The sequence below is a fragment of the Bordetella sp. 15P40C-2 genome, from assembly GCF_009763235.1.
Classification (GTDB): Bacteria; Pseudomonadota; Gammaproteobacteria; order Burkholderiales; family Burkholderiaceae_B; genus Bordetella_A.
The window spans coordinates 41,957-67,443 of sequence record NZ_WSJA01000043.1 but is presented as its reverse complement, the minus strand read 5'-3'; the positions used below and the strand labels follow the sequence as shown (position 1 = coordinate 67,443).

26 protein-coding genes are annotated in these 25,487 nt (G+C 62.7%); 15 read left to right on the top strand and 11 right to left on the bottom strand.

Annotation, left to right across the window (positions count from 1 at the left end):
- Positions 1–390: 390 nt before the first annotated feature.
- Genes GOQ25_RS17850 through GOQ25_RS17820 form a run of 7 tightly spaced genes read left to right on the top strand, consistent with a single transcriptional unit; the run spans position 391 to position 8,245 of the window.
- The gene (locus GOQ25_RS17850; protein WP_160351833.1) at positions 391–2,757 is read left to right on the top strand and encodes a bifunctional salicylyl-CoA 5-hydroxylase/oxidoreductase; all 2,367 of its coding nucleotides are present in this window, start codon (positions 391–393) and stop codon (positions 2,755–2,757) included.
- The gene (locus GOQ25_RS17845) at positions 2,754–3,545 is read left to right on the top strand and encodes an SDR family NAD(P)-dependent oxidoreductase (RefSeq protein WP_160351832.1); all 792 of its coding nucleotides are present in this window, start codon (positions 2,754–2,756) and stop codon (positions 3,543–3,545) included. The genes GOQ25_RS17850 and GOQ25_RS17845 overlap by 4 nt, the downstream gene beginning before the upstream one ends.
- Positions 3,546–3,595: 50 nt before the next feature.
- Positions 3,596–4,453, top strand: coding sequence for an enoyl-CoA hydratase family protein (locus GOQ25_RS17840; protein ID WP_160351831.1), 858 nt, complete (start codon positions 3,596–3,598; stop codon positions 4,451–4,453).
- Between the two features lie 2 nt (positions 4,454–4,455).
- Positions 4,456–5,625 (top strand): acyl-CoA dehydrogenase family protein, encoded by a 1,170-nt coding sequence (locus tag GOQ25_RS17835; RefSeq protein ID WP_160351841.1) that lies wholly within the window; start codon positions 4,456–4,458, stop codon positions 5,623–5,625.
- Between the two features lie 44 nt (positions 5,626–5,669).
- The gene (locus GOQ25_RS17830; RefSeq protein WP_160351830.1) at positions 5,670–7,310 is read left to right on the top strand and encodes an AMP-binding protein; all 1,641 of its coding nucleotides are present in this window, start codon (positions 5,670–5,672) and stop codon (positions 7,308–7,310) included.
- Positions 7,311–7,318: 8 nt separating this feature from the next.
- A complete protein-coding gene (locus GOQ25_RS17825; protein WP_160351829.1) occupies positions 7,319–7,807 on the top strand; it encodes a thioesterase family protein in 489 nt (162 codons plus the stop codon).
- A 30-nt stretch (positions 7,808–7,837) separates the two neighbouring features.
- Positions 7,838–8,245: a RidA family protein gene (locus GOQ25_RS17820; protein WP_160351828.1), complete on the top strand. Its 408-nt coding sequence runs from the start codon at positions 7,838–7,840 to the stop codon at positions 8,243–8,245.
- Positions 8,246–8,565: 320 nt separating this feature from the next.
- On the opposite strand, the gene hemL is transcribed toward GOQ25_RS17820, so the two are convergent.
- The 3 genes from hemL to GOQ25_RS17805 are packed head-to-tail and all read right to left on the bottom strand — an operon-like array spanning position 8,566 to position 11,318.
- Complete coding sequence (hemL, locus tag GOQ25_RS17815) at positions 8,566–9,849, bottom strand: glutamate-1-semialdehyde 2,1-aminomutase (protein ID WP_160351827.1); 1,284 nt, start codon at positions 9,847–9,849, stop codon at positions 8,566–8,568.
- A gap of 15 nt (positions 9,850–9,864) precedes the next feature.
- Positions 9,865–10,521, bottom strand: a complete 657-nt coding sequence (thiE, locus tag GOQ25_RS17810; protein ID WP_160351826.1) for a thiamine phosphate synthase — start codon at positions 10,519–10,521, stop codon at positions 9,865–9,867.
- On the bottom strand, positions 10,518–11,318 hold the full coding sequence (locus GOQ25_RS17805) for a hydroxymethylpyrimidine/phosphomethylpyrimidine kinase (protein ID WP_370519987.1): 801 nt from the start codon (positions 11,316–11,318) through the stop codon (positions 10,518–10,520). Before GOQ25_RS17805 ends, thiE begins: the two co-directional genes overlap by 4 nt.
- 169 nt (positions 11,319–11,487) lie before the next feature.
- Between GOQ25_RS17805 and GOQ25_RS17800 the strand changes: the two genes are divergently transcribed.
- The 4 genes from GOQ25_RS17800 to GOQ25_RS17785 all read left to right on the top strand — a co-directional run bounded on the left by GOQ25_RS17800 (position 11,488) and on the right by GOQ25_RS17785 (position 13,476).
- Positions 11,488–11,652 carry a rubredoxin gene (locus tag GOQ25_RS17800; RefSeq protein ID WP_160351825.1) on the top strand — a complete coding sequence of 55 codons (165 nt, stop codon included), beginning with the start codon at positions 11,488–11,490 and terminating at the stop codon, positions 11,650–11,652.
- Between the two features lie 73 nt (positions 11,653–11,725).
- Positions 11,726–12,313, top strand: a complete 588-nt coding sequence (locus tag GOQ25_RS17795; protein WP_160351839.1) for a YqgE/AlgH family protein — start codon at positions 11,726–11,728, stop codon at positions 12,311–12,313.
- Positions 12,306–12,701, top strand: a complete 396-nt coding sequence (gene ruvX / locus GOQ25_RS17790; protein WP_160351824.1) for a Holliday junction resolvase RuvX — start codon at positions 12,306–12,308, stop codon at positions 12,699–12,701. The genes GOQ25_RS17795 and ruvX overlap by 8 nt, the downstream gene beginning before the upstream one ends.
- Positions 12,702–12,726: 25 nt before the next feature.
- A complete protein-coding gene (locus tag GOQ25_RS17785) occupies positions 12,727–13,476 on the top strand; it encodes a lysophospholipid acyltransferase family protein (RefSeq protein ID WP_370519986.1) in 750 nt (249 codons plus the stop codon).
- Between the two features lie 125 nt (positions 13,477–13,601).
- On the opposite strand, the gene GOQ25_RS17780 is transcribed toward GOQ25_RS17785, so the two are convergent.
- The 8 genes from GOQ25_RS17780 to mpl form a co-directional block, all read right to left on the bottom strand.
- Entirely contained in the window at positions 13,602–14,441 is an 840-nt protein-coding gene (locus GOQ25_RS17780; RefSeq protein WP_202109526.1) for a symmetrical bis(5'-nucleosyl)-tetraphosphatase, read from the bottom strand.
- Positions 14,438–15,616 carry an LPS export ABC transporter permease LptG gene (gene lptG, locus GOQ25_RS17775; RefSeq protein WP_160351822.1) on the bottom strand — a complete coding sequence of 393 codons (1,179 nt, stop codon included), beginning with the start codon at positions 15,614–15,616 and terminating at the stop codon, positions 14,438–14,440. Before lptG ends, GOQ25_RS17780 begins: the two co-directional genes overlap by 4 nt.
- A 99-nt stretch (positions 15,617–15,715) precedes the next feature.
- Complete coding sequence (gene mtgA, locus GOQ25_RS17770; protein ID WP_160351821.1) at positions 15,716–16,450, bottom strand: monofunctional biosynthetic peptidoglycan transglycosylase; 735 nt, start codon at positions 16,448–16,450, stop codon at positions 15,716–15,718.
- 6 nt (positions 16,451–16,456) lie between these two features.
- Positions 16,457–17,317, bottom strand: a complete 861-nt coding sequence (aroE, locus tag GOQ25_RS17765) for a shikimate dehydrogenase (RefSeq protein WP_160351820.1) — start codon at positions 17,315–17,317, stop codon at positions 16,457–16,459.
- A 113-nt stretch (positions 17,318–17,430) separates the two neighbouring features.
- On the bottom strand, positions 17,431–18,330 hold the full coding sequence (locus tag GOQ25_RS17760; protein ID WP_160351819.1) for a TonB family protein: 900 nt from the start codon (positions 18,328–18,330) through the stop codon (positions 17,431–17,433).
- A 14-nt stretch (positions 18,331–18,344) separates the two neighbouring features.
- Entirely contained in the window at positions 18,345–20,234 is a 1,890-nt protein-coding gene (locus tag GOQ25_RS17755) for a ribonuclease catalytic domain-containing protein (RefSeq protein ID WP_160351818.1), read from the bottom strand.
- A gap of 120 nt (positions 20,235–20,354) precedes the next feature.
- Positions 20,355–20,951: a YqiA/YcfP family alpha/beta fold hydrolase gene (locus tag GOQ25_RS17750; protein WP_160351817.1), complete on the bottom strand. Its 597-nt coding sequence runs from the start codon at positions 20,949–20,951 to the stop codon at positions 20,355–20,357.
- Positions 20,948–22,351, bottom strand: coding sequence for a UDP-N-acetylmuramate:L-alanyl-gamma-D-glutamyl-meso-diaminopimelate ligase (mpl, locus tag GOQ25_RS17745; RefSeq protein ID WP_160351816.1), 1,404 nt, complete (start codon positions 22,349–22,351; stop codon positions 20,948–20,950). Before mpl ends, GOQ25_RS17750 begins: the two co-directional genes overlap by 4 nt.
- 68 nt (positions 22,352–22,419) lie before the next feature.
- Between mpl and GOQ25_RS17740 the strand changes: the two genes are divergently transcribed.
- The 4 genes from GOQ25_RS17740 (at position 22,420) to accC (ending at position 25,474) form a co-directional block, all read left to right on the top strand.
- On the top strand, positions 22,420–22,971 hold the full coding sequence (locus GOQ25_RS17740) for a TlpA disulfide reductase family protein (protein ID WP_160351815.1): 552 nt from the start codon (positions 22,420–22,422) through the stop codon (positions 22,969–22,971).
- 142 nt (positions 22,972–23,113) lie between these two features.
- Entirely contained in the window at positions 23,114–23,548 is a 435-nt protein-coding gene (aroQ, locus tag GOQ25_RS17735; RefSeq protein WP_160351814.1) for a type II 3-dehydroquinate dehydratase, read from the top strand.
- A gap of 118 nt (positions 23,549–23,666) precedes the next feature.
- Positions 23,667–24,119: an acetyl-CoA carboxylase biotin carboxyl carrier protein gene (gene accB / locus GOQ25_RS17730; protein WP_160351813.1), complete on the top strand. Its 453-nt coding sequence runs from the start codon at positions 23,667–23,669 to the stop codon at positions 24,117–24,119.
- 8 nt (positions 24,120–24,127) lie between these two features.
- Positions 24,128–25,474: an acetyl-CoA carboxylase biotin carboxylase subunit gene (accC, locus tag GOQ25_RS17725; protein ID WP_160351812.1), complete on the top strand. Its 1,347-nt coding sequence runs from the start codon at positions 24,128–24,130 to the stop codon at positions 25,472–25,474.
- The last annotated feature ends 13 nt before the right edge of the window (positions 25,475–25,487 follow it).

Here is a 25,487-nt window from a genome sequence, read left to right as displayed (position 1 = left end):
CAAAGCCGGTCCGGCGCCCGGGCGCCGGACACCGCGTCGCTCGTCTCGTCCGCGCCTTCGCGCTCCCTTCGACTTCCGCTCGCTCGGCTTTGAGGCGCCCTCGCGGCCCGATTGCCTCGACTCGACTCGCGTTGGCGCAGATTGGAGCGGCGTTGGGACAGTGGTTTTCTTGGCGTTTTGATGGGGCGCGTTCTGGGGATGGAAGATGGGGTCGGGCTGTTAATGGCGGGCGCCCTGCGCTCCCGCCATTAGCTATCGAATAGTGGAAGGGGGAAGGGCTCTGTTCTTGTTTGAATGCTTGCGCGGGAAATTTTCAGGCTATATAGTTGAAGCCTAAACTAACTTGGTGCCCCGGCTTGCCGGGTGACTTTCCGGTCGCGGAGTGGTGTCATGAAAATTGTTTGCCTGGGCGGTGGCCCTGCCGGTCTCTATTTTGGGTTGCTGATGAAGCTGCAGAACCCAGAGAATGAGGTGACGGTGGTTGAGCGAAACCGGCCGTATGACACGTTTGGCTGGGGGGTGGTGTTCTCTGACGCGACGATGGATAACCTGCGTCAGGCGGACCCTGTTTCGGCGCAGACGATCGGGGACGCGTTTAATCATTGGGACGATATCGAAATTCACTTCAAGGGCGAAAGTATTCGCACGAGTGGTCACGGGTTTATCGGTATCGGACGCAAAAAGTTGCTGAACATCTTGCAGCAGCGCTGCGAAGATGTGGGCGTAAAGCTCGTGTTCGAAACGTTTGTGCAGGACGATCAGGCCGCCGCGCAGCAGTATGACGCGGATTTGGTGATCGCTTCGGACGGGCTGAATAGCCTGGTGCGCAAACGTTATGCGGATACTTTTCACCCGGATATCGACACGCGGCGCTGCCGGTTTGTGTGGCTGGGAACGACGAAGGTGTTTGATGCCTTTACGTTCGCGTTTGTGCAGACGGAGCACGGCTGGTTCCAAGCGCATGCGTATCGGTTCGAGGATGGACTGTCGACGTTTATCGTCGAGACGCCGGAGGAGACCTGGCAGGCGGCAGGCATCGGCGAGATGAGTCAGGAGGAAGGGATCGCCTTTTGCGAAAAGCTCTTCGCGCCGTGGCTGGACGGGCACAAGCTGATGAGTAACGCCGCGCATTTGCGCGGGGCGGCGATCTGGATTCAGTTTCCTCGCGTGATCTGCAATACCTGGGTGCGGTGGAATACGCTGCAGACGCCGCGCGGCGAACGACGGGTGCCCGTGGTGTTGATGGGAGATGCCGCGCATACGGCGCACTTCTCGATCGGGTCGGGGACGAAGCTGGCGCTTGAGGACGCTATCGAGTTGGCGCGGTGTCTGAAGGGGGCCGAAGGCGGTCTGGAACAGGGGCTGCAACACTATGAGGATGTGCGCAGCGTCGAGGTGCTGAAAATTCAGAACGCGGCGCGTAATTCAACGGAGTGGTTCGAAAACATCAAACGCTATGCGGATCTGGAGCCGGAGCAGTTTGCTTATTCGTTGCTGACGCGTTCGCAACGGATCTCGCACGAGAATCTGCGGCTGCGCGATCCGAAATGGTTGAACGGGTATGAGTTGCGGCTGGCGCAACGGGCGGCGGCGCAGGCCAATACCGAAGCGCCGGCAGAGGGCAACGCTGCGCCTTTGCCTATGCTCACGCCATATCGCGCGCGTAGCGTTACGTTGAAAAATCGCATTGTGGTCTCGCCGATGGCGATGTATTCGTGCGTGGACGGCGTGCCGGGTGAGTTTCATCTGGTGCACCTGGGCGCGCGCGCCTTGGGTGGCGCGGGGCTGGTGATGGTGGAGATGACATGTCCTTCGCCTGACGCGCGTATTACGCCGGGATGTCCTGGGCTGTGGAATGACGAGCAGGTCGATGCGTTTGCGCGCATCGTGGATTTTGTGCACGGACAGACAGACGCCTGCCTGGGTGTGCAGTTGGGGCATGCGGGGCGCAAGGGCTCGACGCAAGTTGGCTGGGAGCAGATGGATCATCCGTTGCCAACGGGCAATTGGCCGCTGATGTCGGCGTCGCCGTTGCCGTATTTGCCGGGTATATCGCAAACGCCCCGCGCGATGACGCGGGACGATATGGATCGCGTGCGCGATGATTTCGTGGCGGCGGCGCGGCGTGCGGCGAAGGCCGGCTTTTGCTGGTTGGAGTTGCACTGCGCGCACGGCTATTTGTTGTCCAGCTTCATCTCGCCGATCACCAATCAACGTGACGACGAATATGGTGGCACGCTGGAGAACCGCCTGCGTTATCCGTTGGAAGTATTCCGCGCGGTGCGCGAGGTGTGGCCCGCAAAGCTGCCGATGTCGGTGCGTATCTCCGCGCACGATTGGGTCGAGGGCGGCATCACGGCTGATGACGCGGTTGAGATCGCGCGCTATTTCAAGGCGGCCGGCGCCGATATGATCGACTGCTCTTCAGGTCAGGTTAGCCCGGATCAATCACCGGTGTATGGACGCATGTATCAAACTCCGTTCGCGGATCGCGTGCGCAATGAGGCCGGGATTCCCACTATTGCCGTGGGGGCCATCTTCGAGGCCGATCACGTCAACGGCATCATCGCATCGGGACGCGCGGATCTGTGCGCACTGGCGCGCCCACATTTGGCCGATGCGTCCTGGACGCTGCGCGAAGCGGCTCGCGTGGGCTATCGCGACACGGCTTGGCCCGTGCAGTACGCAGCGGGCAAGCGCCAACTGGAAACGAACTTCGAGCGTGCCGCGATGATGGCGCAAATGGATGCGAAATGAACGCAGTAAATAAACCCTTGGCCGGGCGGCATGCGCTGGTGACGGGCGGGGCTCGAGGCATCGGTCTGGCCTGCGCGCGTGCGCTGCAGCAGCGCGGCGCATCCTTGACCCTGCTGGGTCGGGACGCGGGAGCCTTGAATCAAGCGGTGGCCATGCTGGCCGGGGATGGTCGGGTGCACGCGGTGGTGGCTGACATCGCGGATGCGACCTCGGTGCAGGAGGCATTCGAGCTTGCCTTCAAGCAGGGCGGCGCGATCGATGTGCTGGTCAACAACGCGGGTCAGGCGGTCAGCCAGCGGTTTGAACGCACGGATGCGGCGCTGTGGCAGTCGATGATCGCGGTGAATTTGAACGGTACGTATCACTGCACGCAGGCCGTGCTGCCAGGCATGGTGGCGGCGGGCTGGGGACGCATCATCAACGTGGCCAGCACGGCGGGTCTTATCGGTTATCCCTACGTCAGCGCCTACTGCGCGGCGAAACACGGCGTGGTGGGCTTGACCCGCGCGCTGGCGTTGGAAGTGGCGCGCAAGGGCGTGACAGTCAACGCCGTCTGCCCCGGATTCACCGAAACCGACATCGTGCGCGAAGCGGTGAACAACATTGTCAGTAAGACGGGCCGCACGCCAGAAGCCGCACGCGAAGAACTCGCCGCCCGCAACCCGCAGGGCCGTCTGGTGCAGGCCGAGGAAGTGGCGGAAACCGTGGCATGGCTGGCGTTGCCCGCTTCCTCGTCCATCAACGGTCAGGCGATCGCCGTCGATGGTGGCGAAGTGATGACGGGATAGCACCTCGGCCCGCCCAAACATTACCCGGAATGCTTTAAGCAGGAGACATCATGAGTGCAGCGCCCCAGCAATATACGATGAAGCATCATCGTCGCCCCTACGCCGATTACGCGGCACGTACCTTTCTGTGGGAGGTGTCATCCGACGGCAAGGTGGCCACCATCACGCTGAATCGCCCTGAACGCAAGAATCCGCTGACTTTCGATTCCTACGCCGAGCTGCGCGACCTGTTTCGCGCGCTGTCGTATGCCACCGATATCAAGGTCGTTGTGGTGACGGGCGCGGGCGGCAACTTCTGCTCGGGCGGCGATGTCCACGAGATCATCGGGCCGTTGACGAAAATGAGCATGCCCGAACTGCTGGACTTCACGCGCATGACGGGCGATCTCGTCAAGGCAATGCGTGCTTGCCCACAGCCCATTGTGGCGGCGGTCGATGGGGTTTGCGCGGGTGCGGGCGCGATGATCGCGTTGGCTTCGGATATGCGCGTGGGCACGCCAGAAGCCCGCACGGCGTTTCTCTTTACGCGTGTGGGCCTGGCCGGCGCGGATATGGGGGCATGCAGCTTGCTGCCTCGCGTGATTGGTCAAGGGCGCGCTTCCGAGTTGCTATACACCGGTCGCGCCATGACGGCGCAAGAAGGGTCTCAGTGGGGATTTTTCAATAGCCTGCACGACAGCGGCGAGGTCCTGGCCGCCGCGCAAAAGCTGGCGGCACAACTTGCCGCGGGGCCCACGTTTGCCCATGGCGTGACAAAGAAATTGCTGCATCAGGAATGGAATATGGGCCTGGACGAAGCGATCGAGGCCGAGGCCGAAGCGCAGGCCATCTGCATGCAGACGCGCGATTTTCATCGGGCGTATGAGGCGTTTGTCGCCAAGCAAAAGCCAGTATTCGAAGGGGATTGATGATGGCCGACACGTCGTGGCTGGACTGGCCGTTTTTTGACGATCGTCATCGTGAGATGGCGGCCGAACTCGAGGCGTGGTGCGTCGATGCGTTGGCCGATATCGATCATCACGATACCGACGCTGCCTGCCGGCATCTGGTCGCTGCGCTGGGCAAAGCGGGTTGGCTGCGCTATTGCGTGCCGTCCGGACCAGACCAGTCATGGGGTGGGGCATTGCCTCAAATCGATTCGCGCATGGTGTGCATCCTGCGCGAAACGCTGGCGCGCCATGAGGGGTTGGCGGATTTCGCGGCGGCGATGCAGGGGCTGGGCAGCGGGGCCATCGCATTGATGGGTTCGGATGAGCTGCGGCAGCGCTATTTGCCGCGTGTGGCGCGCGGCGAGGCTATCGCGGCGTTTGCCTTGTCGGAACCCGATGCCGGGTCGGATGTCGCGGCGCTATCGTGCTCGGCGCGGCTGGAGGGTGACCATTATGTGCTCGATGGGTCCAAGACCTGGATCTCGAACGGGGGCATTGCCGATTTCTATTGTGTATTCGCGCGCACCGGAGAGGCGCCTGGCGCACGGGGCATCACGGCATTCGTGGTCGATGCGGATACGCCCGGCTTGTCCGTGTCGGAGCGCATCGATGTGATCGCGCCGCACCCGCTGGCCACGTTGGTGTTCGACGAATGCCGCATTCCCGTCGCGCAACGGTTGGGCGAGCCAGGGCAGGGCTTCAAGCTCGCCATGATGACCTTGGATATTTTCCGGGCCTCGGTGGCTGCCGCCGCGCTGGGATTCGCGCGTCGCGCCCTGGATGAAGGGCTATCGCGCGCGCGCAGCCGTCATATGTTCGGCCAGACCCTCGCGGATCTGCAGATCACGCAGGCAGCGCTGGGGGATATGGCGACCGCCATTGATTCGGCCGCGCTGCTGACTTACCGCGCTGCATGGCTGCGCGATATCAAAGGCGTACGCACCACGCGCGAGGCCGCAATGGCCAAGATGGCCGCGACCGAGTCGGCTCAGGCCGTCATCGACCGGGCCTTGCAGATGTTCGGGGGTGCCGGTGTGGTGTCGGGCGTGCCGGTGGAAAAACTCTATCGCGAGATCCGCGCACTGCGCATTTACGAAGGCGCCACCGAGGTTCAGAAACTCATCATCGCTCGAGAACTGCTTAAAGACTAGTTGAATCGCGATACCCGCGACGTAGCGCAAGTAAGGGGAAACACATGGAACACTCTGCTCACCAGGATACTTTTGCCCGAGACAATTTGCCGCCCGAGGAAGAGTGGCCCGAGTTTTTGCTTGATAGCCCGGATGTGAATTACCCGACGCGTCTGAACTGCGCGGCAGAGTTGGTCGATACCATCGTGATGCGCGGCCATGGCGACCGCATCGCGCTGCGTTGGCGCGAGGGCGACGAGCAGCGCACGATGACCTACATGGAACTGCGTTCGCTCAGCAACCGCATCGCGCATGTGCTGACCGAGGACATGCAATTGGTGCCCGGCAATCGCTTGCTCTTGCGCGGACCAAACAATCCCATGATGGCGGCGTCCTGGCTGGCGGCGATCAAAGCCGGGCTGGTGACGGTGCCCACCATGCCGTTGCTGCGCTCAAAGGAACTCAAGCAGATCATCGACAAGGCGCAAGTCAGCGCGATGCTGTGCGACGCGCGGCTGCGCGAGGAGGCCGAGTTCTGCCTGCAGCCCGAGCACGAGCACTATTGCGAATCGCTCAAGCAGGTTGTGGTGTTTAACGATGGCGGGCCCAAGTCGATGGATTCGCTGGCCGCCGACAAGTCAGATGACTTCGTTGTCTGCGACACGGCGGCCGACGATGTGTGCCTGATCGCGTTCACGAGCGGCACGACCGGCATGCCCAAAGGCTGCATGCACTTTCATCGCGATGTGCTGGCGATGTGCGATCTGTTCCCTCGTCATGTCATCAAGCCCAACGAAGACGATATCTTCTGCGGCACGCCGCCGCTGGCGTTTACGTTCGGCTTGGGCGGCTTGTTATGTTTCCCGCTGCGCGTGGGCGCCAGCGTGGTGTTGGCCGAGAAGCTGACGCCGGAAAGCCTGATGGAATTGATTCAGGATTTTCGCGCCACGATCGTATTCACGGCACCGACGTTCTATCGTCAAATGGCCGCGATCGCGAATCGCTACGACATTAGTTCGCTCAAGAAGAGCGTATCGGCGGGTGAAGCGCTGCCCGATGCGACGCGTCAGCTGTGGAAAAAGGCAACCGGTATCGAGATGATCGATGGTATCGGTGGCACGGAGATGATCCACGTATTTGTGTCCAGTGCGCCAGAAGAGGTGCGGCCCGGCGCGATCGGCAAGGTGGTTCCCGGCTATATCGCCTGCGTGGTCGATGACGACATGCAGCCGGTACCCAATGGCACGCCTGGTCGGTTGGCGATCAAGGGGCCCACCGGATGTCGCTATCTGGCCGATGAACGGCAACGGCGCTTTGTGCAGCAGGGCTGGAATCTGCCAGGCGATACGTTTATTCAGGACGACGATGGCTATTTCTTTTATCAGGCGCGCAATGACGACATGATCGTGTCGGCCGGCTATAACATCGCGGGCCCTGAGGTGGAGGATGCGCTGTTGCGGCACGAAGCGGTTGCCGAATGTGGGGTGGTGGGCGCACCGGATGATGAGCGCGGTCAGATCGTCAAGGCGTTCGTGGTGCTCAAGCCAGATTTTGAGGCGAACGCAGAGATGGTGAAGACTCTACAGTCGTTTGTGAAAGCGACGGTGGCGCCATACAAATATCCGCGTGCAATCGAGTTTGTGGAGGCATTGCCGCGAACCGAGACGGGCAAGCTGCAGCGATTCGCGTTGCGGCAAAGAGCGTGAGACGGCTTATGTCGCGGGAGTTGTCCGATCGCAGTGGCACATCAGAAGGCGCGCCTTTTGTCAGTCAGGTCGATGTGCGGTTTCGACATTGCGATCCGGCGGGCATCGTGTTTTATCCGCGCTATTTCGAGATGATCAATGACTTCGTCGAGGAATGGTTCGCGAATGGCCTGGGTGTGTCGTTTCACGAGCTGCATGCAGTCCGCCATATCGGCACGCCGCTGGCTTCGGTGCAGTGCGATTTCTCGGCGCCTAGTCGGTGGAATGAGACCTTGCGTCAGGAGCTACGTGTGCTGCGCATAGGCGGGGCTTCGGTTAACGCGGAGGTGCGTTTTTCCGGTCCTGCGGGAGATCGACGGCTGACGGCGCGGTTGACGATAGTCACGGTGGATATGCATAGCATGCGCTCGACCGAGATGCCTGTGGATTTGCGGGAACGCATGCAGGCTTATGTGGTGTCGTCCGCGGACGATGGGGCCGGCGTTGCGCGGCGTTGATGGTGGTTTTTAATTAGAGGATGGAGTCCCATGAATATCTTGCAACCGTCTGATTGGTTGGCGCCGCGTGGTTATTCGAACGGGGTGATGACGGAGTTGGCTGTGGGCGACCGGCTGGTGTTTGTCGGAGGCCAGGTCGGCTGGAATGGTCAGCAGCAGTTCGAGACGGATGATTTTGCCGAGCAGGTGCGGCAGGCGTTGGTGAATATCGTGCAGATATTGGCCGAAGGTGGGGGCAAGCCTGAGCATATTGTGCGGATGACCTGGTATGTGAAGAACAAGCAGGAGTATGTGGCGGCTTATCCGGCGATTGGGAAGTACTACCGGGAGGTCATCGGGCGGCACTTTCCGTCGATGAGTGCGGTGGAGGTGGCGGATCTGGTGGAGGATCGCGCTAAGGTGGAGATCGAGGTTACTGCTGTGATTCCGGCGGCTTGATCTTTTGCTTGATTTCTCGGCCGGTTGGTTTGGGGGCGGTTGGAGTCTTTAAAACGTCGGCGCGGGGAGGCAGCCCTCGCGCGGCTTCGCGAGGTCGGCCGGGCGCCTGCGCGCCCGGCACCGCTTCGTCAACCTCGTCGCTGCGCTCCTTCGGTTTCCCTCGCTCGACCTCGAGGCGCCGCGCGAGGGCTACCTCCCCGCGCCGACTCGCGATAACGGCTGGCGGGGGGCGCTTTCATCGTTAGGGCGCGGGGCTGGGTTCGGACACGCGCTTGCTGAGGTCTCGGCGGTGCACCGCACCGCGGGCGGTTGATGCCGACTTATTGTTGAAGTGTCTTGAACACGGCTTCGGCCGCGTCCAGCGTGGCGTCGATGACGCTGTCGTCGTGCGTGGCGGAGACAAAGCCGGCTTCGAATGCCGACGGCGCGAAATGTACGCCATGGTCCAGCATGCCGTGGAAGAACTTCTTGAATGCTTCGACGTTGCTGTCCGAAACTTCGGCGAACGAGGTGGGTACGGTGTCGCGGAAGTACAAGCCGAACATGCCGCCAATGGCGTCGGCCGCGAACGGGATGTTGGCGGCTTGGGCGCGCTCGCGCAGGCCGTCGGTCAGGCGCTGGGTCTGCGCGGCGAGGCGGTCGTAAAAGCCCGGTTCGCCGATCAGGCGCAAGGTGGCGAGGCCGGCTGCGACGGCTACGGGGTTGCCGGACAGGGTGCCGGCTTGATAGACGGAGCCCAGCGGCGCCAGGTGGGCCATGATGTCGGCGCGGCCGCCCAGGGCGCCGACGGGCATGCCGCCGCCGATGACTTTGGCCAGGGTGGTGAGGTCGGGTTTGATGCCGGTCAGGCCCTGTACGCCTTGCGGGCCGACGCGGAATCCGGTCATGACTTCGTCGAAAATCAGCACGGCGCCATGCTGGGTGCACACATCACGCAAGCCTTGCAGGAATCCCTCGACCGGTTTGATCAGGTTCATGTTGCCGGCGATGGGCTCGACGATGACACAGGCGATGTCCTTGCCGTGCTCGCTAAAGGCGGCCTGGACGGCGGTCAGGTTGTTGTATTCCAGCGTGAGGGTGTGGGACACAAATTCTGGCGGCACGCCGGCGGAGCTGGGATTGCCCAGGGTCAGCAAGCCGGAGCCGGCTTTGACGAGCAGGCTGTCGGAGTGGCCGTGGTAGCAGCCCTCGAATTTGACGATCTTGGCGCGGCCGGTCGCGCCGCGCGCGAGCCGGATGGCGGTCATGGTGGCTTCGGTGCCGGAGCTCACCAGGCGCACTTGGTCCAGCGAGGGCAGGCGTTGAATCAGGGTTTCGGCCAGCTCGACTTCGGCGGCAGTCGGGGCGCCAAAGGACAGGCCGTTCAGTGCGGCTTCGCGCACCGCTTCGATGACCTCGGGATGGGCGTGGCCGAGAATAGCCGGGCCCCAGGAGCCGACGTAGTCGATATAGCGGGTGTCTTCCTCGTCCCACACGTAGGGGCCCTCGGCGCGCTTGATGAAACGCGGGGTGCCGCCCACGGACCGGAAGGCGCGGACGGGCGAGTTGACGCCGCCAGGGATGCTGCGGCAGGCACGTTCAAAGAGTTGGGCGTTGGTCGACATGGCGAAACCGAAGGTTTAAGGGTTAAAGGCAGCGGCGCAGGTACGCGCAGCGGCCAGGATGTCGGGGGCTTCGAAAAGCCCGGTGATGACGGCGATGCTGTCGGCGCCAGCGCTTGCCACCTCAGGGGCGCGCGCCGGAGTAATGCCTCCGATGGCGACCACGGCGGCCCGCCGGGCAGACTGGCCGGCATGCGCGGTCGCGAGGTCGCGCGCTTGCGCCAGAAGACTGAGCGGCGCCTGCACGGCTTGTGGCTTGGTCGGGGAGACGTACACCGCGCCAAAGGCAATGTAGTCAGCGCCCGCCTCCAGCAATTGACGCGCGCGATCCAGTTCGTTGTAGCACGAAGCGCCGAGCACGAAATCCGCGCCGGCGGCCGCACGCGCTTCGGCCAGATCGCCGTCGTCGCGGCCCAGATGCGCGCCATCGGCACCCACCTCCAGCGCGAGCCGCCAATGATCGTTGACGAGGAACACCACACCCAGCTCGCGGCATAGCGGCGCCAGCGCGCGCGCTTGTTCCGCGCGTTGTTGCGCACTGGCGTTCTTGCGGCGCAGTTGCAGCGCCCGCATGCCGCCCTCAGCGGCGGCACGCACGGCGGCCAGCAATCGGTCGGTGTCATCCCATTCGGGCGTCACGCCGTACAGGCCAGACGGAAAACGTAAGGTCGTCATTGGGTTCCCAATCGATTCGGAATACGGCGACCCATGCCGGGCAGGAAAGCGGTTGCCAGTACGCCTTCGGCGTAATGCAGCGCTTGCTCAACGGCTTTGGGCATTTCCAGGCCCTGGGCCAGCATCGCGGCGGCGGCCGTTGCCGCCACGCCGCCCGTGTCGGCGTTACGCTCCGGAGGAGCCTGCCAGGGCCAGCTGGCGGTCTGGCCGCCGGGGCCGAGCAGCACATTGGCGTGATGACCGGGACGCACCGGGGCCCCCAGCACCAGTACCCACTGGGCGCCGGCGGCGGCGAGGGCGTGCATGGGCGTGGCCGCCTCGCCCAGGTCAATCTCGCCATCGGCATGCCATTGCGCGAGCCGCATATGCTCGATTACCACCAGATCCGTCTGAGGCAGCACCAATTCCAGCGTGGCGGCCAACAGGTCTTGCGCATCGTCTTCGGCGGCGACGTCCTCGGCCACCAGGCCGCGCGGGCCCAGGTGCAGCACCAGCGGCACCTGACTATAGTCCGCGGCGATCTGAGCGACGACACTGGCGGTCTCGGCGGTGTAAATTCCACCGACTTTGATCGCCTGCACGGGCATGTCTTCGAGCAGGCAGCGCGCCTGGTCGTCGATCAGGTCGGGCGGCACGGGATGGATGTCCTCGATGGCGGCTGTGTCCTGCACGGTGAGGGCGGTCGCCGCGGCCAGGCCGTGGCAGCCCAGGCGGGCGCTGGTCACGGCATCGGCGGGTAGCCCGTCGGCGCCTGTGGGGTCAACCGGCCCGAAAATCAAGATAAGAGGGGGAGTCACGGAGTCACATGCTGCGGGTTGGGCGGTTTTTTTACCCGGCTGCGCGCGGCAAATCGGGCAACCGCTATTGGGTTTCGGTAAGATGACCCCATTCTAATGGATGCGACCTGCGGTTTGCCCGTCGCGGGCGGGTTGGGTCGCCACTTGATGTCATAGAGAATAGACAATTATGCGTACTTGGATGTGTTTGATTTGTGGTTGGGTCTACGACGAAGAGGCCGGCCTGCCGGATGAGGGGATCCCACCGGGCACCCGTTGGGAAGACGTACCGCCGAACTGGGTCTGTCCCGAGTGCGGCGCGCGCAAGGAAGACTTCGAACTGACGGAAATCTGATCGTGACGGCGGCTCTGCCGCCGCACATCACCCCTTGGGGGATGACATGACCGACGACAACACCGATTTCACGATGGACGACGCAAGCGACACGCCGTCCGAGGCGCCGGCCACGGATTTTTCCAATCAGTTCCTGATCGCCATGCCGCAGATGGTAGAGGGCAATCTGGCGGGCACCGTCATTTACATTTGCGAGCACACCCAGCGGGGCGCGTTGGGCCTGGTGATCAACCGGCCAACCGACCTTACGCTGGAGGGGCTGCTCGAGCGCATTGATCTCAAACTGGAAATCCAGCCCACCCGCGAAACCCCTGTGTTTTTCGGTGGGCCAGTTCAGACAGATCGCGGATTCGTGCTGCACGCGCCGGCCGGCGACTATACCTCCAGCATCAAGCTGGGCGATATGGCGCTCACCACCTCGCGCGACGTGCTGCAGGCCGTCGCCGAAGGGCGCGGCCCCGAACGTTTGCTGGTCACGCTGGGTTACGCCGGTTGGGGCGCGGGACAACTCGAGAGTGAGATGGCACAAAATGCCTGGCTTAACGTCAGCGCGGACGCCACCGTGATTTTCGATGTGCCGCCCGAAGACCGTTATCCCGCCGCGATGAAGCTGTTGGGAATCGACCCGGTCATGCTGGCCACTGGTGCGGGGCATGCCTGAGGAAACCCTGCTGGCCTTTGATTTCGGCGAGAAAAAAATCGGCATTGCCATCGGCAACACGCTGACCCGACAGGCACGCCCGTTGGAGATTATTTTCTCCGAGGAGCGCGCCGTGCGTTTCGGGCGCATCGCGGCGTTGCTCGAGGAATGGCATCCCCAGCGCGTCGTTGTCGGTCTGGCACTGGCCAGCGATGGCGGCGATCAGCCGGCGACCGCGCGTTGCCGGCGGTTTGCCAACCAGCTCAACGGTCGGTTCGGCCTGGATGTGGTGCTGGTCGACGAACGCGGCTCCAGCATGGAAGCGCAGGAGCTCCTGGGCACGAACGCGCCTGACGACGCCATGGCGGCGGCGGTCATCCTGCAACGGTATCTCGACGCGCTGCCCTGAAGGCAGCCGTCCCGGAGCCCTGAATTTGTCGTTATTAAAACTCCCGCTCATCCTCGTGCGCCTCGTGATCGTGGTGCTCTGGATTTTTAGCGGCCTGTTCTGTGTCGCGCTGATATTTCCCTTTATCTCCCGTCGCGCGCGCGCCCATATCAACCGTGCCTGGTCGCGTCGGCTGATGGCTTTTTGCGGCATCCGCATTCGTGTCAGTGGCCGACCGCTATTGACCGGCCCCGCGTTGTGGGTCGCCAATCACGTGTCGTGGATCGACATCTTCGTGCTGAACTCCGTGCGCGCGAATGCCTTTATCGCCAAGAGCGAAATCCGCCGCTGGCCGTTGATCGGCTGGCTGGTGGCGGGCGCGGGGACGTTGTTCATCGAGCGCGGCCAGCGCAACGCCGTGCAGGCCATGGCCGAGTTGGTGCGGGCGCGGTTCGACCAGGGCGAAGCTGTCGGCCTCTTTCCCGAGGGCACCACCAGCGAAGGCGAGACCGTACAGCCTTTCCATGCCAGTCTTTTTGAACCGGCGCGCGCCGCGGGTGTGCCCGTGCAGCCGGTGGTGTTGCGCTTTCTGCATCAAGGTCGACGCAGTGCGTTGGCCGCCTTTGTCGGCGAAGAAACGCTGGCCGCTAACCTGTGGCGCGTACTGGGTGCCACCGGACTGGCGGTCGAAGTCGAATTCATCGATCCGTTACCTATGCAACGCGCCGACGGCACGCCGCTGTCGCGGCCGGAACTGTCGCGGCATGCGCGTGAGGCGATCGTGGCACGGCTGTAATCACCCAGATCCCGGTGCGCCCCGGTCCTATGGGCGCACTCAGGTCGTACGGGTCGCCGGATATTTCCGCCTATTGACGTGACTTTTTATCCGCCAAAAGCCCGGTCAGAACCAGCCAGAATGCATTAATCAGCGAGCGGGTCGCGGGCTTGCTCGCACGTGATCTGCACGATCTTGCGATCCTGCAAGCGCATGGCGGTCAGCTGCCCGCCCCACACACATCCCGTATCCAGGCAGATGACGTCCGGGCGCACCGTCAACCCCAGGGTGGACCAGTGGCCGAACACCACCGTCACATCGCGTGTCTGCCGCTCCGGCACATCGAACCAAGGCACCAGACCCGCCGGCCAGGCGCCAGGGGCGACCTTGGTCTTGAATTCCATCTCGCCGTCGGGCTTGCACAGGCGCATGCGGGTCAACGCATTGATGATGACGCGCATGCGTTTGCCGCCTTTTAACTCGTCATCCCACTGCGCCGGCTCATTGCCGTACATTTTGTCCAGCGCCTTTTTCCATTTCGGGCCCCGCAGCCGGTTCTGGATTTCCTCGGCCAGCGCAAGGGTTTTGGCGACATCCCACTTGGGTAGCGCGCCGGCATGCACGAGCAGATGCCCCTGTTCGAAATGGGCAAGCGGCCGATGGCGCAGCCAGTCAATCAGTTCATCGGCATCGGGCGCGTTCAAAATGTCGTCGATGGTGTCCGATTTCGACGGCTTACGCACGCCGGCTACGACCGCCAGCAGATGCAGGTCATGATTGCCCAGCACCGACACGGCGCGGTCGCCCAGCGCCATGATGCGCCGCAGGCTCGCCAAGGAAGCGGGTCCACGATTGATCAGATCCCCCGCAAACCAGAACCGGGCCTCTGGCTCCGTGGCGATATCCGGGTGCGCCAATAACCGGTCCAACGGCGAGCAGCATCCCTGCACGTCGCCGATCATCCAAATACTGCTGCCTGCGCTCATACCGGGGTTTTCCTCCAGGGCCATCGTGTTTGTATCAGGCGCGAGGTGACGTGCCGATACTCCATCAGCGATAGCGCGCCCAGAGCGATCAACACCGCGCCGAGATTCGGACCCAAGGCCGTCAACCAGGCCGGCCAGCGGCTCAGCATCCCTACGTTCAGCGCCAGCTGATTCAGCATGAAAAAGCCTACGCCCAGCAATATGCCGATAAACACCTTGGCGCCCACGCCGCCACGCCGCGTCTGCATGAAGCTGATCGGCGCCGCGATCGTGATCATCACGAAAAGCGTAAAGGGATAGGCCACCTTGCGCCACAGCGCGACCACCTGCCGGCTGGCATCAAGCTGGTTGTGATGCAAATAATCGATGTAGTCGAGCAGCGTGCTGACCGACATGCGTTCCGGCGTCAGCACGCGCGCCATCAGCCGGCTGGCGCTCAACGTGGTATCCAGCTCGCGTTGAGGCAGTTTGGTCACCTCGGCCGGCGGTCGGGCCGGGGGCTTGGCATTGGCCAAGGCCTGTGCGGCTTCTTTATCCAGATGCGTTTCGGTGACGTCATGCAGGACGAGTTTGTCCTCGGTAAAGGTGCCGTTGGCCGCCGTCGACAGGCTCGCCAACGTCAAGCCGGGCTCGAATTCATATAGCGTGACACCCTCCACATTGCCATTGGCCAACAGCTTGGCGATGTTGATGATGCGCGTGCCATTATCCCGCGTCGGTTCCTTGAACCAATAGCCGCTATCCATCCGCGCGCCGCTGGCCTTGCCCCGGAACATCAGGCTGGCTTCGCCGCTTTTGATCTCGGCTGCCGGTGTCACGAATTCCGACAGTAGCGTCGCGCCTATGACCAGCGGGATGGTGACGATCCACAGCATGCCCAATAGCCGCATCCCGCTGACGCCGGACACGCGCAAGATCACCAGTTCATTACGCTGCGCCAACCCGGCCAGCGCCAGCACCGCGCCGATCAGCAATCCGATCGGCAGCAAATCATAGAGGCGGGTGGGCAACGCGAGCGCCTGCATATACAGCAGGGCAAGCATGCTGAACTTATCCCCCACATTGTCCAGGTCATCGACCAGCGCGAAGAACGTAAATAACCCCAGCAGGGCCAGCAGGACCACTGCACAGGAGCGATAGATTTCGCGGGCCAGATATCGGCGGGCTGTACGCATGAAAAAGTCGCGTGGCAAGGCGCGTAAACATGAAAGCTTACCAAAATCGACCGTGTACTAGACGCGGCGTCGCGATCGGTACGGCAAGCTTTCAGTGGGTTAGGGGATCTCGACCAGCTGCATGCGCCGGGTAAGGGTATGGGTACGCGAATTCAGGTAGCGGGTCGTGCGGTGCTTGTCGTAATAGCGCGGGTTAGGCAGCATCGCCGCCAGACGCGCCGCTTGCGAGGCGCTCAGCCCGCCGGCGTGGGTCTTATAGTAATGCCGCGCCGCCGCCTCGGCGCCGAACACGCCTTCGCCCCATTCCGCCACATTCAGATAGAGCTCCAGAATGCGCTGTTTGGACATGACATGCTCGATCATATAGGCCAGCACCAGTTCCTGCCCCTTGCGCAGATAGCTGCGCGAGCTCGACAGGAACAGGTTCTTCGCCAGCTGCTGCGTGATGGTCGAGCCGCCACGCATCTTGGATCCGCCGCTTTCGGAGGCGCGCTGGTTGTATTCCCAAGCCTTGCGAATCGCCGCCCACTCCACGCCGTCGTGCCCGACGAAATTGGAATCTTCCGAAGCCACCACCGCACGCTTGAGCGTGTTGCTGATCTTGTCGTAGGGCACCCACTGATATTGCAGTTGCGCATCGGGATTGGTTTCGCGCAGGCGCGACAGCTCCTGGCGCATGATGGCGCTGCTGCCCGGGTCGCGATAGGCGTACCAGACGACTTGGCAGAACAGCCACAGCTGGACCAGGATCAACAGGCACAGCAGGGCGAGCAGGCCGGCGCCAATCACCCGGCCCCAGCGTATCCGATGCAGCGTCGTGCTCCGTGTCGCCATTGGCGATCAGCCTTCGGCCAGCAGCGCCGCGCGCAACGTCGTCAATACCGGCGCGGGATCGGGTCGTACGCCGTGCCAGATCCAGAAGCTCTCCGCCGCCTGGGCGACCAGCATGCCCAGGCCATCGGCGGTACGGGCCGCGCCTTCGGCGCTGGCTTGCTGCATGAAAGGCGTGGGCATGGCCGCATACATCATGTCGTAGGCCAATGCGTCATAGGCATACAGTCCGCGCGGTAACTGTAGCGGCGCGCCCTGCAAGCTGCTCGCCGTCGCGTTGATGACGACATTCCAGCCGCCCTCGATCATGGCGTCATTCAACCCGCCTGCTGTTACACGGGTCGCGCTTTGCTTAGCGGCCGACCAGGTCGTCACCAGCTCCTCTGCGCGCGCCACGGTGCGGTTGATGATGTGGATGTGCGAGCACCCCTGTTCTGCCAGCGGCTGCAGCACCCCACGCGCAGCGCCGCCCGCGCCGATCAATAGCACGCGCGCGCCAGCGAGCGTCACGCCCAGGCGCTGCAAATCGCTCACCAACCCCACGCCATCCGTATTGCAGCCATGCCAGGCATTGTCTTGCCACCACAGCGTATTGACCGCGCCCGCCAGACGCGCGCGTTCGCTCAAGTGATCTCGCGCGAGCGCGTACGCTTCCGATTTAAAAGGCACCGTGACATTCATCCCCAGCCCGCCTTGTTCGCGAAACGCTTCGACGGTCGGAATAAACCCATCGATAGGCGCCAGCAGCGGCTCGTATTGCAAAGGCGTTCCCGTCTGCGCCGAAAACTGCGCGTGAATATACGGCGAGCGGCTATGGGCGACCGGATTGCCGATCACGGCATATCGGGGCAGCGAGCTGGTCGAAGTCATCTGGGATGTCCGAAGTGTTGGTTATGAGGCCCAAGCCCACGCACGCGCCAAGCCGGTCTGGCAGACCAGGCTCTGCGACCCTTACGCGGGCCCAACGATAGCTTACGAAAATATCATGGCGCCTGCGTCTGTAAACCGTCATTCACAAACTGCCAGGTCCGGGTAATTACTAATAAGTCGGTGTCTTTGACGATTTCAGGGGGCAATGGCGGGAAGGGCGCGGCCAGCTGAACGATACGCCGCGCGGCCTGATTGAGCACCGCATGCACCGAGGGCTGATCGATCGTCACCGATTCCACACTGCCATCCGGCCGTATCGCCACGGTCAGTTGCAGTGAACCATAGAGGCGTCCGCGTGCCTCTTCCGGGTAATGGCGCGTGCCCAGCGCTTCGATCCGCGCGCGCCAGCTATCCAGATAGGCCGCGTACGGCGAGGCCTGCGCCGAGGGCGCGACAAAAGTCTTGCGGGGCAGGGCGTTATAAGCCTGTACGCGCGCGGCCAGCGCGGCGATTTGCGCGTTTTGCACGATGCCGGGTTGCTCGTGCACGTCTTCGCCCTCCACGGTGGCATCCGGCCAGGGATAAACCGGCTGACGCTCTGTGCCGACCGTGGCCTGCGCCTGCAGCCGCGTCAATAGCCGCAATTGTTCCGCCTCCAATTGCGCCTGGCGCTTACGCATGGCCTGCAACACCACGGTCTCGGCCGACTCGCCGGTACGCGGCAGCGGGGTCGCGGCGATCCCTTGATCGGCGTTGCCGCCACCGTCGACCTGGTGTTGAGCGACGACTTGCGGTCGCGCGGGCGCGAGTGTCGTGCGCGCATTAACCAGGGTGATTTCCAGCGGCGCTGACGCCACCGGACGCGGAGCCGGATCACTCCAACGCAATGCCAGCACACCCGCGTGCACCAGCAGCGAGATCGCGATCGCGATCCGCAAATAATGCTGAGCGGGCGCGCTTATCCATCGCAGCCACCCGCCTCGCGTCGAGGGAAAATCATCCAGGCGTCGCACAGCCGCATTGTAGGTCAGGCCTGTTCGGCCAGACCCACATAACGGCAGTCCACCTCCAGCGCCAGCTCGTCAAACCCGAGCAGGTCCAGCTCCACCGCCGCGCCGCGTTCCAACTCCGGCAGGCCGCCCACGCGCGTCACCAGCGGCGCGTTGCTAAAGCGCACCAGATCATCACGCAGCACATGCGCGACCACGCGCGTAATGCCCTGTTGTTGCAGCCAGCGCAGGCACCAGTAACGCTCCATCGTGTTCTGGAAATCGTTCCATGCGGCATACTGGGCATCAAACGCCCCGATAATCGCGAACAGATCCGCGTCGCGCGGCTTGAACGGCGCCACCAGGCGCGCCGACACGCCATGTTCGACAGCCGCGATCAGCTGCCATTGATTGACCAGATCCACATACCGGCGCAGCGGCGACGTGCACCAGGCGTATTGCGGCACGCCGATGGCCTCGTGCGGCAAGGCTTGCGTGCTCATGCGCACGCGGCCAGCCTGCTGCGAGCGGTAAATACCCGGCACGCCGTGCTGGTGCAGCAAGCCGCCCCACAAATTGTTGGCCAGAATCATGTATTCGGCCACCAGGCGGTCCAACGGCGCATTGCGCTGGCGCGGCACCAGCCGCACCGGCGTGTCCGGATCGTCCGGGTTGCCGTCCAGATAGAAGCTGTACTCCACCCGGGTGTTGTTCTCGGCCTTGCCGCGCACCGCGTCGCGTTGTGCCGACAGCGACTTCGCCAGTTGCCACAGCGGACGCAGCCAGTCGCTATACGGCAATTCCGAGTCCGGGTCGTCCAACGCCGCCTCGGTCACCTGACCATCCAGATCGTTGTGGCGCAGGTTGGCTTTCAGCACCACGCGCTCGACCCGCGTCTCCGATTCGGCGATTTCGCCCGTCGCCGGATCGGCCGTCACATAAAGCGATAGCGCCGGCACTTCGCGGCCTGCGTCCAGAGAAAACGCCGCGATCACGTTATCCGGCTGCATCGGGATTTTTTCGCCCGGCATGTAGACGGTGGACAGCCGCGCGCGAGCCAGCTTATCCAGATCGCTCTCGCGTGTTACCGCAAGTCCCGGGGCGGCCACGTGAATCCCGACGCGGATGCGCCCATCGTCCAGGCGCTTGACCGACAAACCGTCGTCAATTTCCGTTGTGGTGATATCGTCGACCGAGTAAATCTCGGCGTCCGATAGCGGCAACTCGCGGTCCAGCGCGGGAATCTGCACGTCAGGAAAGCCCGTGCCACGCGGGAAATAGGTCGCCAGAAAGCGCCGTTTGTGCAAGGCCAACGCATGCGGCCAGGCGCCCAGCTCCAAGAGCAGCCGGTCCGGCGATTTGTGCAGCCGTGCGCAGGCGGCGTCCAGCGCCTTCCATTGCTGGCTGTTTTTATCCGGGCGGATCAACAGGCTCTCGGCCACCGCGGCGATTTCCTCGGGCAAGCGGCCTTCGGCCATCTCGTCGACCCAGCGTTGCTGCTGTTCGGCCTGCTTCTGCTTTTTCTCCAGGGCGGCCAGGGCCGCCTCCAGGATATCCGGAGGCGCCGGGCGATACATGCCTTTGCCGCGCCGATGGAAATAGGCCGGCGCGCTATGCAGGCGCATCAACACCGCCGTGCGCTCCACGGCGGTAGGCGTGTGCCCGTAGTAGTCGGCGGCCAGGGCCGCCGCGTCGAACTCTTCTTGCGGGGCGCATTCCCACAGAAACTGCAGATCCAGCGTCTCGGCGTCCGCGGCGGCTTGCGTCAGCAGCGCCGAAGGCGCGGGATCCGCGAAGGTAAACAGCACGTTCGCTCGCTTGAGCTTGCTGCGCTTGCCCGACTCGGCCTCGACCTGCAGGCTGGCGTCGGTCTCCGACAGGATGTGGCCAGCTTTGAAACCGCCGTCTTCTTCGTAAAGCACGTACATAAATTAGTCCATCGAGGGCGCGGCGTGCGCGCAGGGCATGTCGGTCAGGGTCTCCAAGCCGGCCTCGCGGCGGGCGGCGGCGGCAGAGGGCCTTTCTCTATTAGTGAGTGAATCGGGAACTTAGTTGGGGGCAGATTGAGCGAAATCCAGCACTTCGGGCAACCATTGCGCAAAATCGGACAGTCCGTGGTCGCTGCCAGGGATAATTCGCTGACGGCATCTGGCGAAACGATCCCGCATCTCGCGCCAATCCAGTACCTCGTCGCCCGTGGCGGCGATCAGGAAATACCGGTCAGGCTGCGTGACGGCAGGGACATAGGCCGCGCGCAGCTCATCCACATATTCCGGCCGAAACTCCATCGGCGTGTCGGAATGATACATGCGATGCGACCCGATCTGCGTGGCCAGATCGCGCGCGGCTTCAACGGCGGGATTCAATAGCACCGCTTTGCAACCCAGCTGCTCGGCCAGCCACGTCGCATAGAAGCCGCCGAGAGAAGAGCCAATCACCGTCAGTTCGCGCGGTGAGCTGGCCGTCTCGAGCTGACATCGCGCGAGCGTCATCGACAACTCGAGCGCCTCGCGCGGGCTGACTGGCAGTTGCGGGCATTGCCAATCGCGTTCGCCCGTCAATCCTTGGGCGGCCAGCGCCTCGGCCATCAGGCGCGCTTTAAAAGACTGCGGCGACGAGCGGAATCCATGTAAATACAAAATCATCGTGCGTTCTGTCCCGAGCCTTTCGCCTCGGTGTCCTTGCGTGCCAAGGCCTCCAGCAGTTTGCCGTGAACCCCGCCAAATCCGCCATTGCTCATCACCAGCACGTGGTCGCCCGGGCGGGCCAGCCGCGTGACCGCCGCCACCAGTGCGTCCAGATCATCATAGCAATCGACCCGATCGCCCAGCGGCGCCAGCACTTCGGCCGGATTCCAGCCCAGCGCGTGCTTGCCCGCCCGCGCGCCGAAGCAAAACACATGGTCGGCGGCGTTCAACGCGCCCGGCAATCGTGCCGCCATCGCGCCCAGCTTCATGGTGTTCGAACGCGGCTCCAGTACCGCCAGGATCCGCGCATCGCCCACCTGCCGGCGCAGACCCGCCAGCGTCGTCTCGATCGCGGTCGGGTGGTGAGCAAAATCGTCGTAAACCTTCACCCCATGTTCGGTGCCGCGCAGCTCCATCCGACGTTTCACCCCGCCAAAGCGGGTGAGCGCCTCGATGCCCACAGCCGGCTCGACGCCCGCATGCTCGGCCGCCGCCAGCGCCGCCAGGGCGTTGTCGCGATTGTGCTCGCCGGTGAGCGTCCAGCCTACGGTGCCTAGCGTTCGCCCCTGGCGGATGACCTCGAAATGACCCTCTTCATTCACGGGGCCCGCCTGCCACTCGCCCTCACGGCCAAAACTCACGGTTTCCGACCAGCATCCGCGCGCGATCACGCGATCCAGCGCCTCGGACTGCGCGGGACGTACGATCCGGCCCTGTCCGGGAATTGTGCGCACCAGGTGATGGAACTGCGTTTCGATTGCCGCCAGATCCGGAAAGATATCCGCGTGATCGTATTCCAGGTTATTCAATATGGCGGTGCGCGGACGATAGTGCACAAACTTCGATCGTTTATCGAAAAACGCCGTGTCATATTCATCGGCCTCGATCACGAACGGGCGTATCGCCGGGTCATAGCGCGCCGACACTTTTAGATCGTTGGCCACACCGCCAATCAGGAAGTTGGGCCGCAGGCCCGCCGCCTCGAGAATCCAGGCAAGCATCGAACTCGTCGTCGTCTTCCCATGCGTGCCCGCCACCGCCAGCACGTGCGCGCCCGGCAGGACGTTATCGCCCAGCCATTGCGGGCCCGACACATAGCGTGCGCCACTATTCAAAATGGCTTCCATCAGCGGGTTGCCGCGCGAGACCACATTGCCAATGACATAGAGATCGGGATTGAGCGACAACTGATCGGCATCGTATCCCTCGATCAAATCGATGCCTTGCTCGGCCAATTGGGTACTCATGGGTGGGTACACCGCGGTGTCGCAACCGGTGACGCGATGGCCCGCCGCACGCGCGATCAACGCCAGTCCGCCCATGAAAGTGCCGCAAATACCCAGAATGTGCAGGTGCATAGATGTTCTCCTGTCCGCATTGTAGAGGCTGCCCGCCCGATGTTTCCTCGCGAGGTTATGATCGCGTCATGAATCGTCGCCTCTTCCTCTATACAGGCGCCGCCGTCGTGGCGGCAGCGGCTGGCGGCCTGGCCTACCGCCGCACTCTTTCCCCCACGGACACTTCCGACGGGCAAACTTCGTCGCGCGTCTCGGCAGCCGATGCCGAGGCACTGCTGTGGAATCTGAAGCTGCCTGATCTGGACGGAGCCACCCAGCGACTGGATCAGTGGCGTGGACGCCCCGTGGTGATCAATTTTTGGGCAACCTGGTGCGCACCCTGCGTGAAAGAGATGCCAGAACTTCAATCCCTGCACGAAAAATATCCTTCTGTGCAGTTTGTCGGAATTGGCATCGATAAAGTCGAGAAAATGCGCGAATTCGTGCAGAAAATCCCAGTATCGTATCCATTGCTCGTCATGGGTTCCGACGGGATCGATACACTGCGTAAACTCGGCAACGCGGCGGGGGGCTTGCCATTTACCGTCATTTTGCAAGCAGATGGCGGCATTAGTCGCAAAATGCTGGGGCAGATCCAATATGAGGATTTAGATCGCAGTTTGCAATCACTCAGCACCTAATCGGCATGCCCGCACGGGATTGCCGGAAACCGCCTTATTCGCCGCGCCTATTGGACAAATACTAGGAATAAGCGTAAAAAGGCGGTTTATTGATCGTTTTGCCGACACATTGAGTGTCTGGTTTTTCGGCGCGACCCGATCCATGGCGCAACACATCCTGGTACTGCACGGCCCCAACCTGAACCTCTTGGGTTTACGCGAGCCTCATATTTACGGCAGTCTCACACTGGCGCAAATCAACCAGGAGCTGGAGTCTTTGGCTCGGGAGCTTGGCGTCGGACTCACCGCCTGGCAAAGCAATCACGAAGGCGCATTAGTTGATCGCATTCAGGCTGCACGCCAGGATGGAACCGACTTTATCGTCATCAATGCCGCTGCCTATACGCACACCAGCGTCGCCGTGCGCGATGCGCTGGCGGCAGTCGCGATCCCTTTTATTGAAGTACATTTGTCGAACCTGTATAAACGCGAACCTTTCCGGCAGCACTCTTATCTGTCAGATCTGGCTATCGGGCTTATCAGCGGCCTGGGCGCAGACGGCTATGCCGCTGCGGTACGCTACGCGGCCCGGCATTAGCGGGCTTTGCGGGCCGGGCTCGGCATGATGGCTTCGGTCTTTTATTTATCTCACTCATACACATGATGCAGCGCAGCTCTGATGTCGCGCTGCGAACATTAATCGGGAAGCAGCTTCTATGGATCTCCGAAAACTCAAGACCCTGATCGACCTGGTGGCTGAATCGGGCATCGCCGAGCTTGAAATTACCGAAGGCGAAGGCAAAGTTCGCATCGTTAAGTTCTCGCAAACGGTCCAGCCCGTGGCCTACCATGCGCCCGAGGCTGCTCCCGCAGCCGCGCCCGTGGCCGCGGCCCCCGCCGCTGCCCCCGCGCCGGAAGCCGCTCCGGTGGTGCAAGGCCATGTCGTCAAGGCCCCGATGGTCGGCACCTTCTACCGCTCGCCCAATCCGGGTGCTGCTCCCTTCGTGGACGTCGGCCAGACCGTCAAGGAAGGCGACGCCCTGTGCATCATCGAAGCGATGAAGCTCCTGAACGAAATCGAAGCCGATAAATCCGGCGTCATCAAAGAGATTCTCGTCGAGAATGGCGAGCCCGTCGAATACGGTCAACCGCTGTTCGTTATTGGCTAATTGCACCTATGTTTGAAAAAATCCTGATCGCCAACCGCGGCGAGATCGCGCTGCGCATTCAACGCGCTTGCCGCGAGCTCGGCATCAAGACGGTGGTCGTGCACTCCGAGGCCGATCGCGATGCGAAATACGTACGCCTGGCAGACGAGTCCGTGTGTATCGGGCCGGCTCCCTCGCGTGACAGCTACCTCAGCATGCCCGCCATCATCTCGGCGGCCGAAGTGACCGACGCCGAGGCCATTCACCCCGGCTACGGCTTCCTGTCGGAAAATGCTGATTTTGCGGACCGCGTCGAGAAAAGCGGCTTCGTGTTCATCGGCCCGCGTCCCGAAACCATCCGCCTGATGGGCGATAAGGTCAGTGCCAAGCGAGCCATGATCGAGGCCGGCGTGCCGGTCGTGCCCGGCTCGGAAGGCGCATTGCCTGACGATCCCAAGGAAATCGTGCGCATCGCGCGCGAGATCGGCTATCCGGTCATCATCAAAGCGGCAGGTGGTGGCGGTGGGCGTGGCATGCGCGTGGTCTATACCGAAGCCGCGCTCGTCAACGCCGTCACCATGACGCGATCCGAGGCAGGCGCGGCCTTTAATAACCCTGAAGTCTACATGGAGAAATTCCTCGAGAATCCTCGCCATGTGGAAATCCAGGTACTGGCAGATGGCGGCCGCAACGCCGTATGGCTGGGCGAGCGTGACTGCTCCATGCAGCGCCGTCACCAGAAAGTCATCGAGGAAGCCCCCGCACCCGGCATCGCGCGTCGCGCGATCGAGCGCATCGGTGACCGCTGCGCCGACGCTTGCCGCAAGATGGGCTACCGTGGCGCCGGCACCTTCGAGTTCCTGTACGAAAACGGTGAGTTCTATTTCATTGAAATGAACACCCGTATTCAGGTGGAACACCCGGTGACCGAGTTGATCACCGGCGTGGACTTGGTGCAGCAACAGATTCTCATCGCCGCGGGCGAAAAATTCCTGCTGCGTCAGCGCGATATCCAGTTCAAGGGCCATGCCATTGAGTGCCGGATCAACGCCGAGGATCCGTTCCGCTTCGTGCCCAGCCCTGGCCGTATCACCAACTGGCACACGCCGGGCGGCCCCGGTGTGCGTATCGATTCGCACGTGTTCAACGGCTATTTCGTGCCGCCTAACTACGACTCGATGATCGCCAAGGTCATCACGTATGGCGACACCCGTGAACAGGCGCTGGCTCGTATGCGCATCGCGCTGTCCGAGATGGTGGTCGAGGGTATCTCCACCAACATTCCGTTGCATCGCGAATTGCTGCAAGACGCCCGCTTCATCGAGGGCGGCACGAGCATTCATTACCTAGAGCACAAGCTGGCCCAGCGCCCTTGATGCCAGGCGGGCC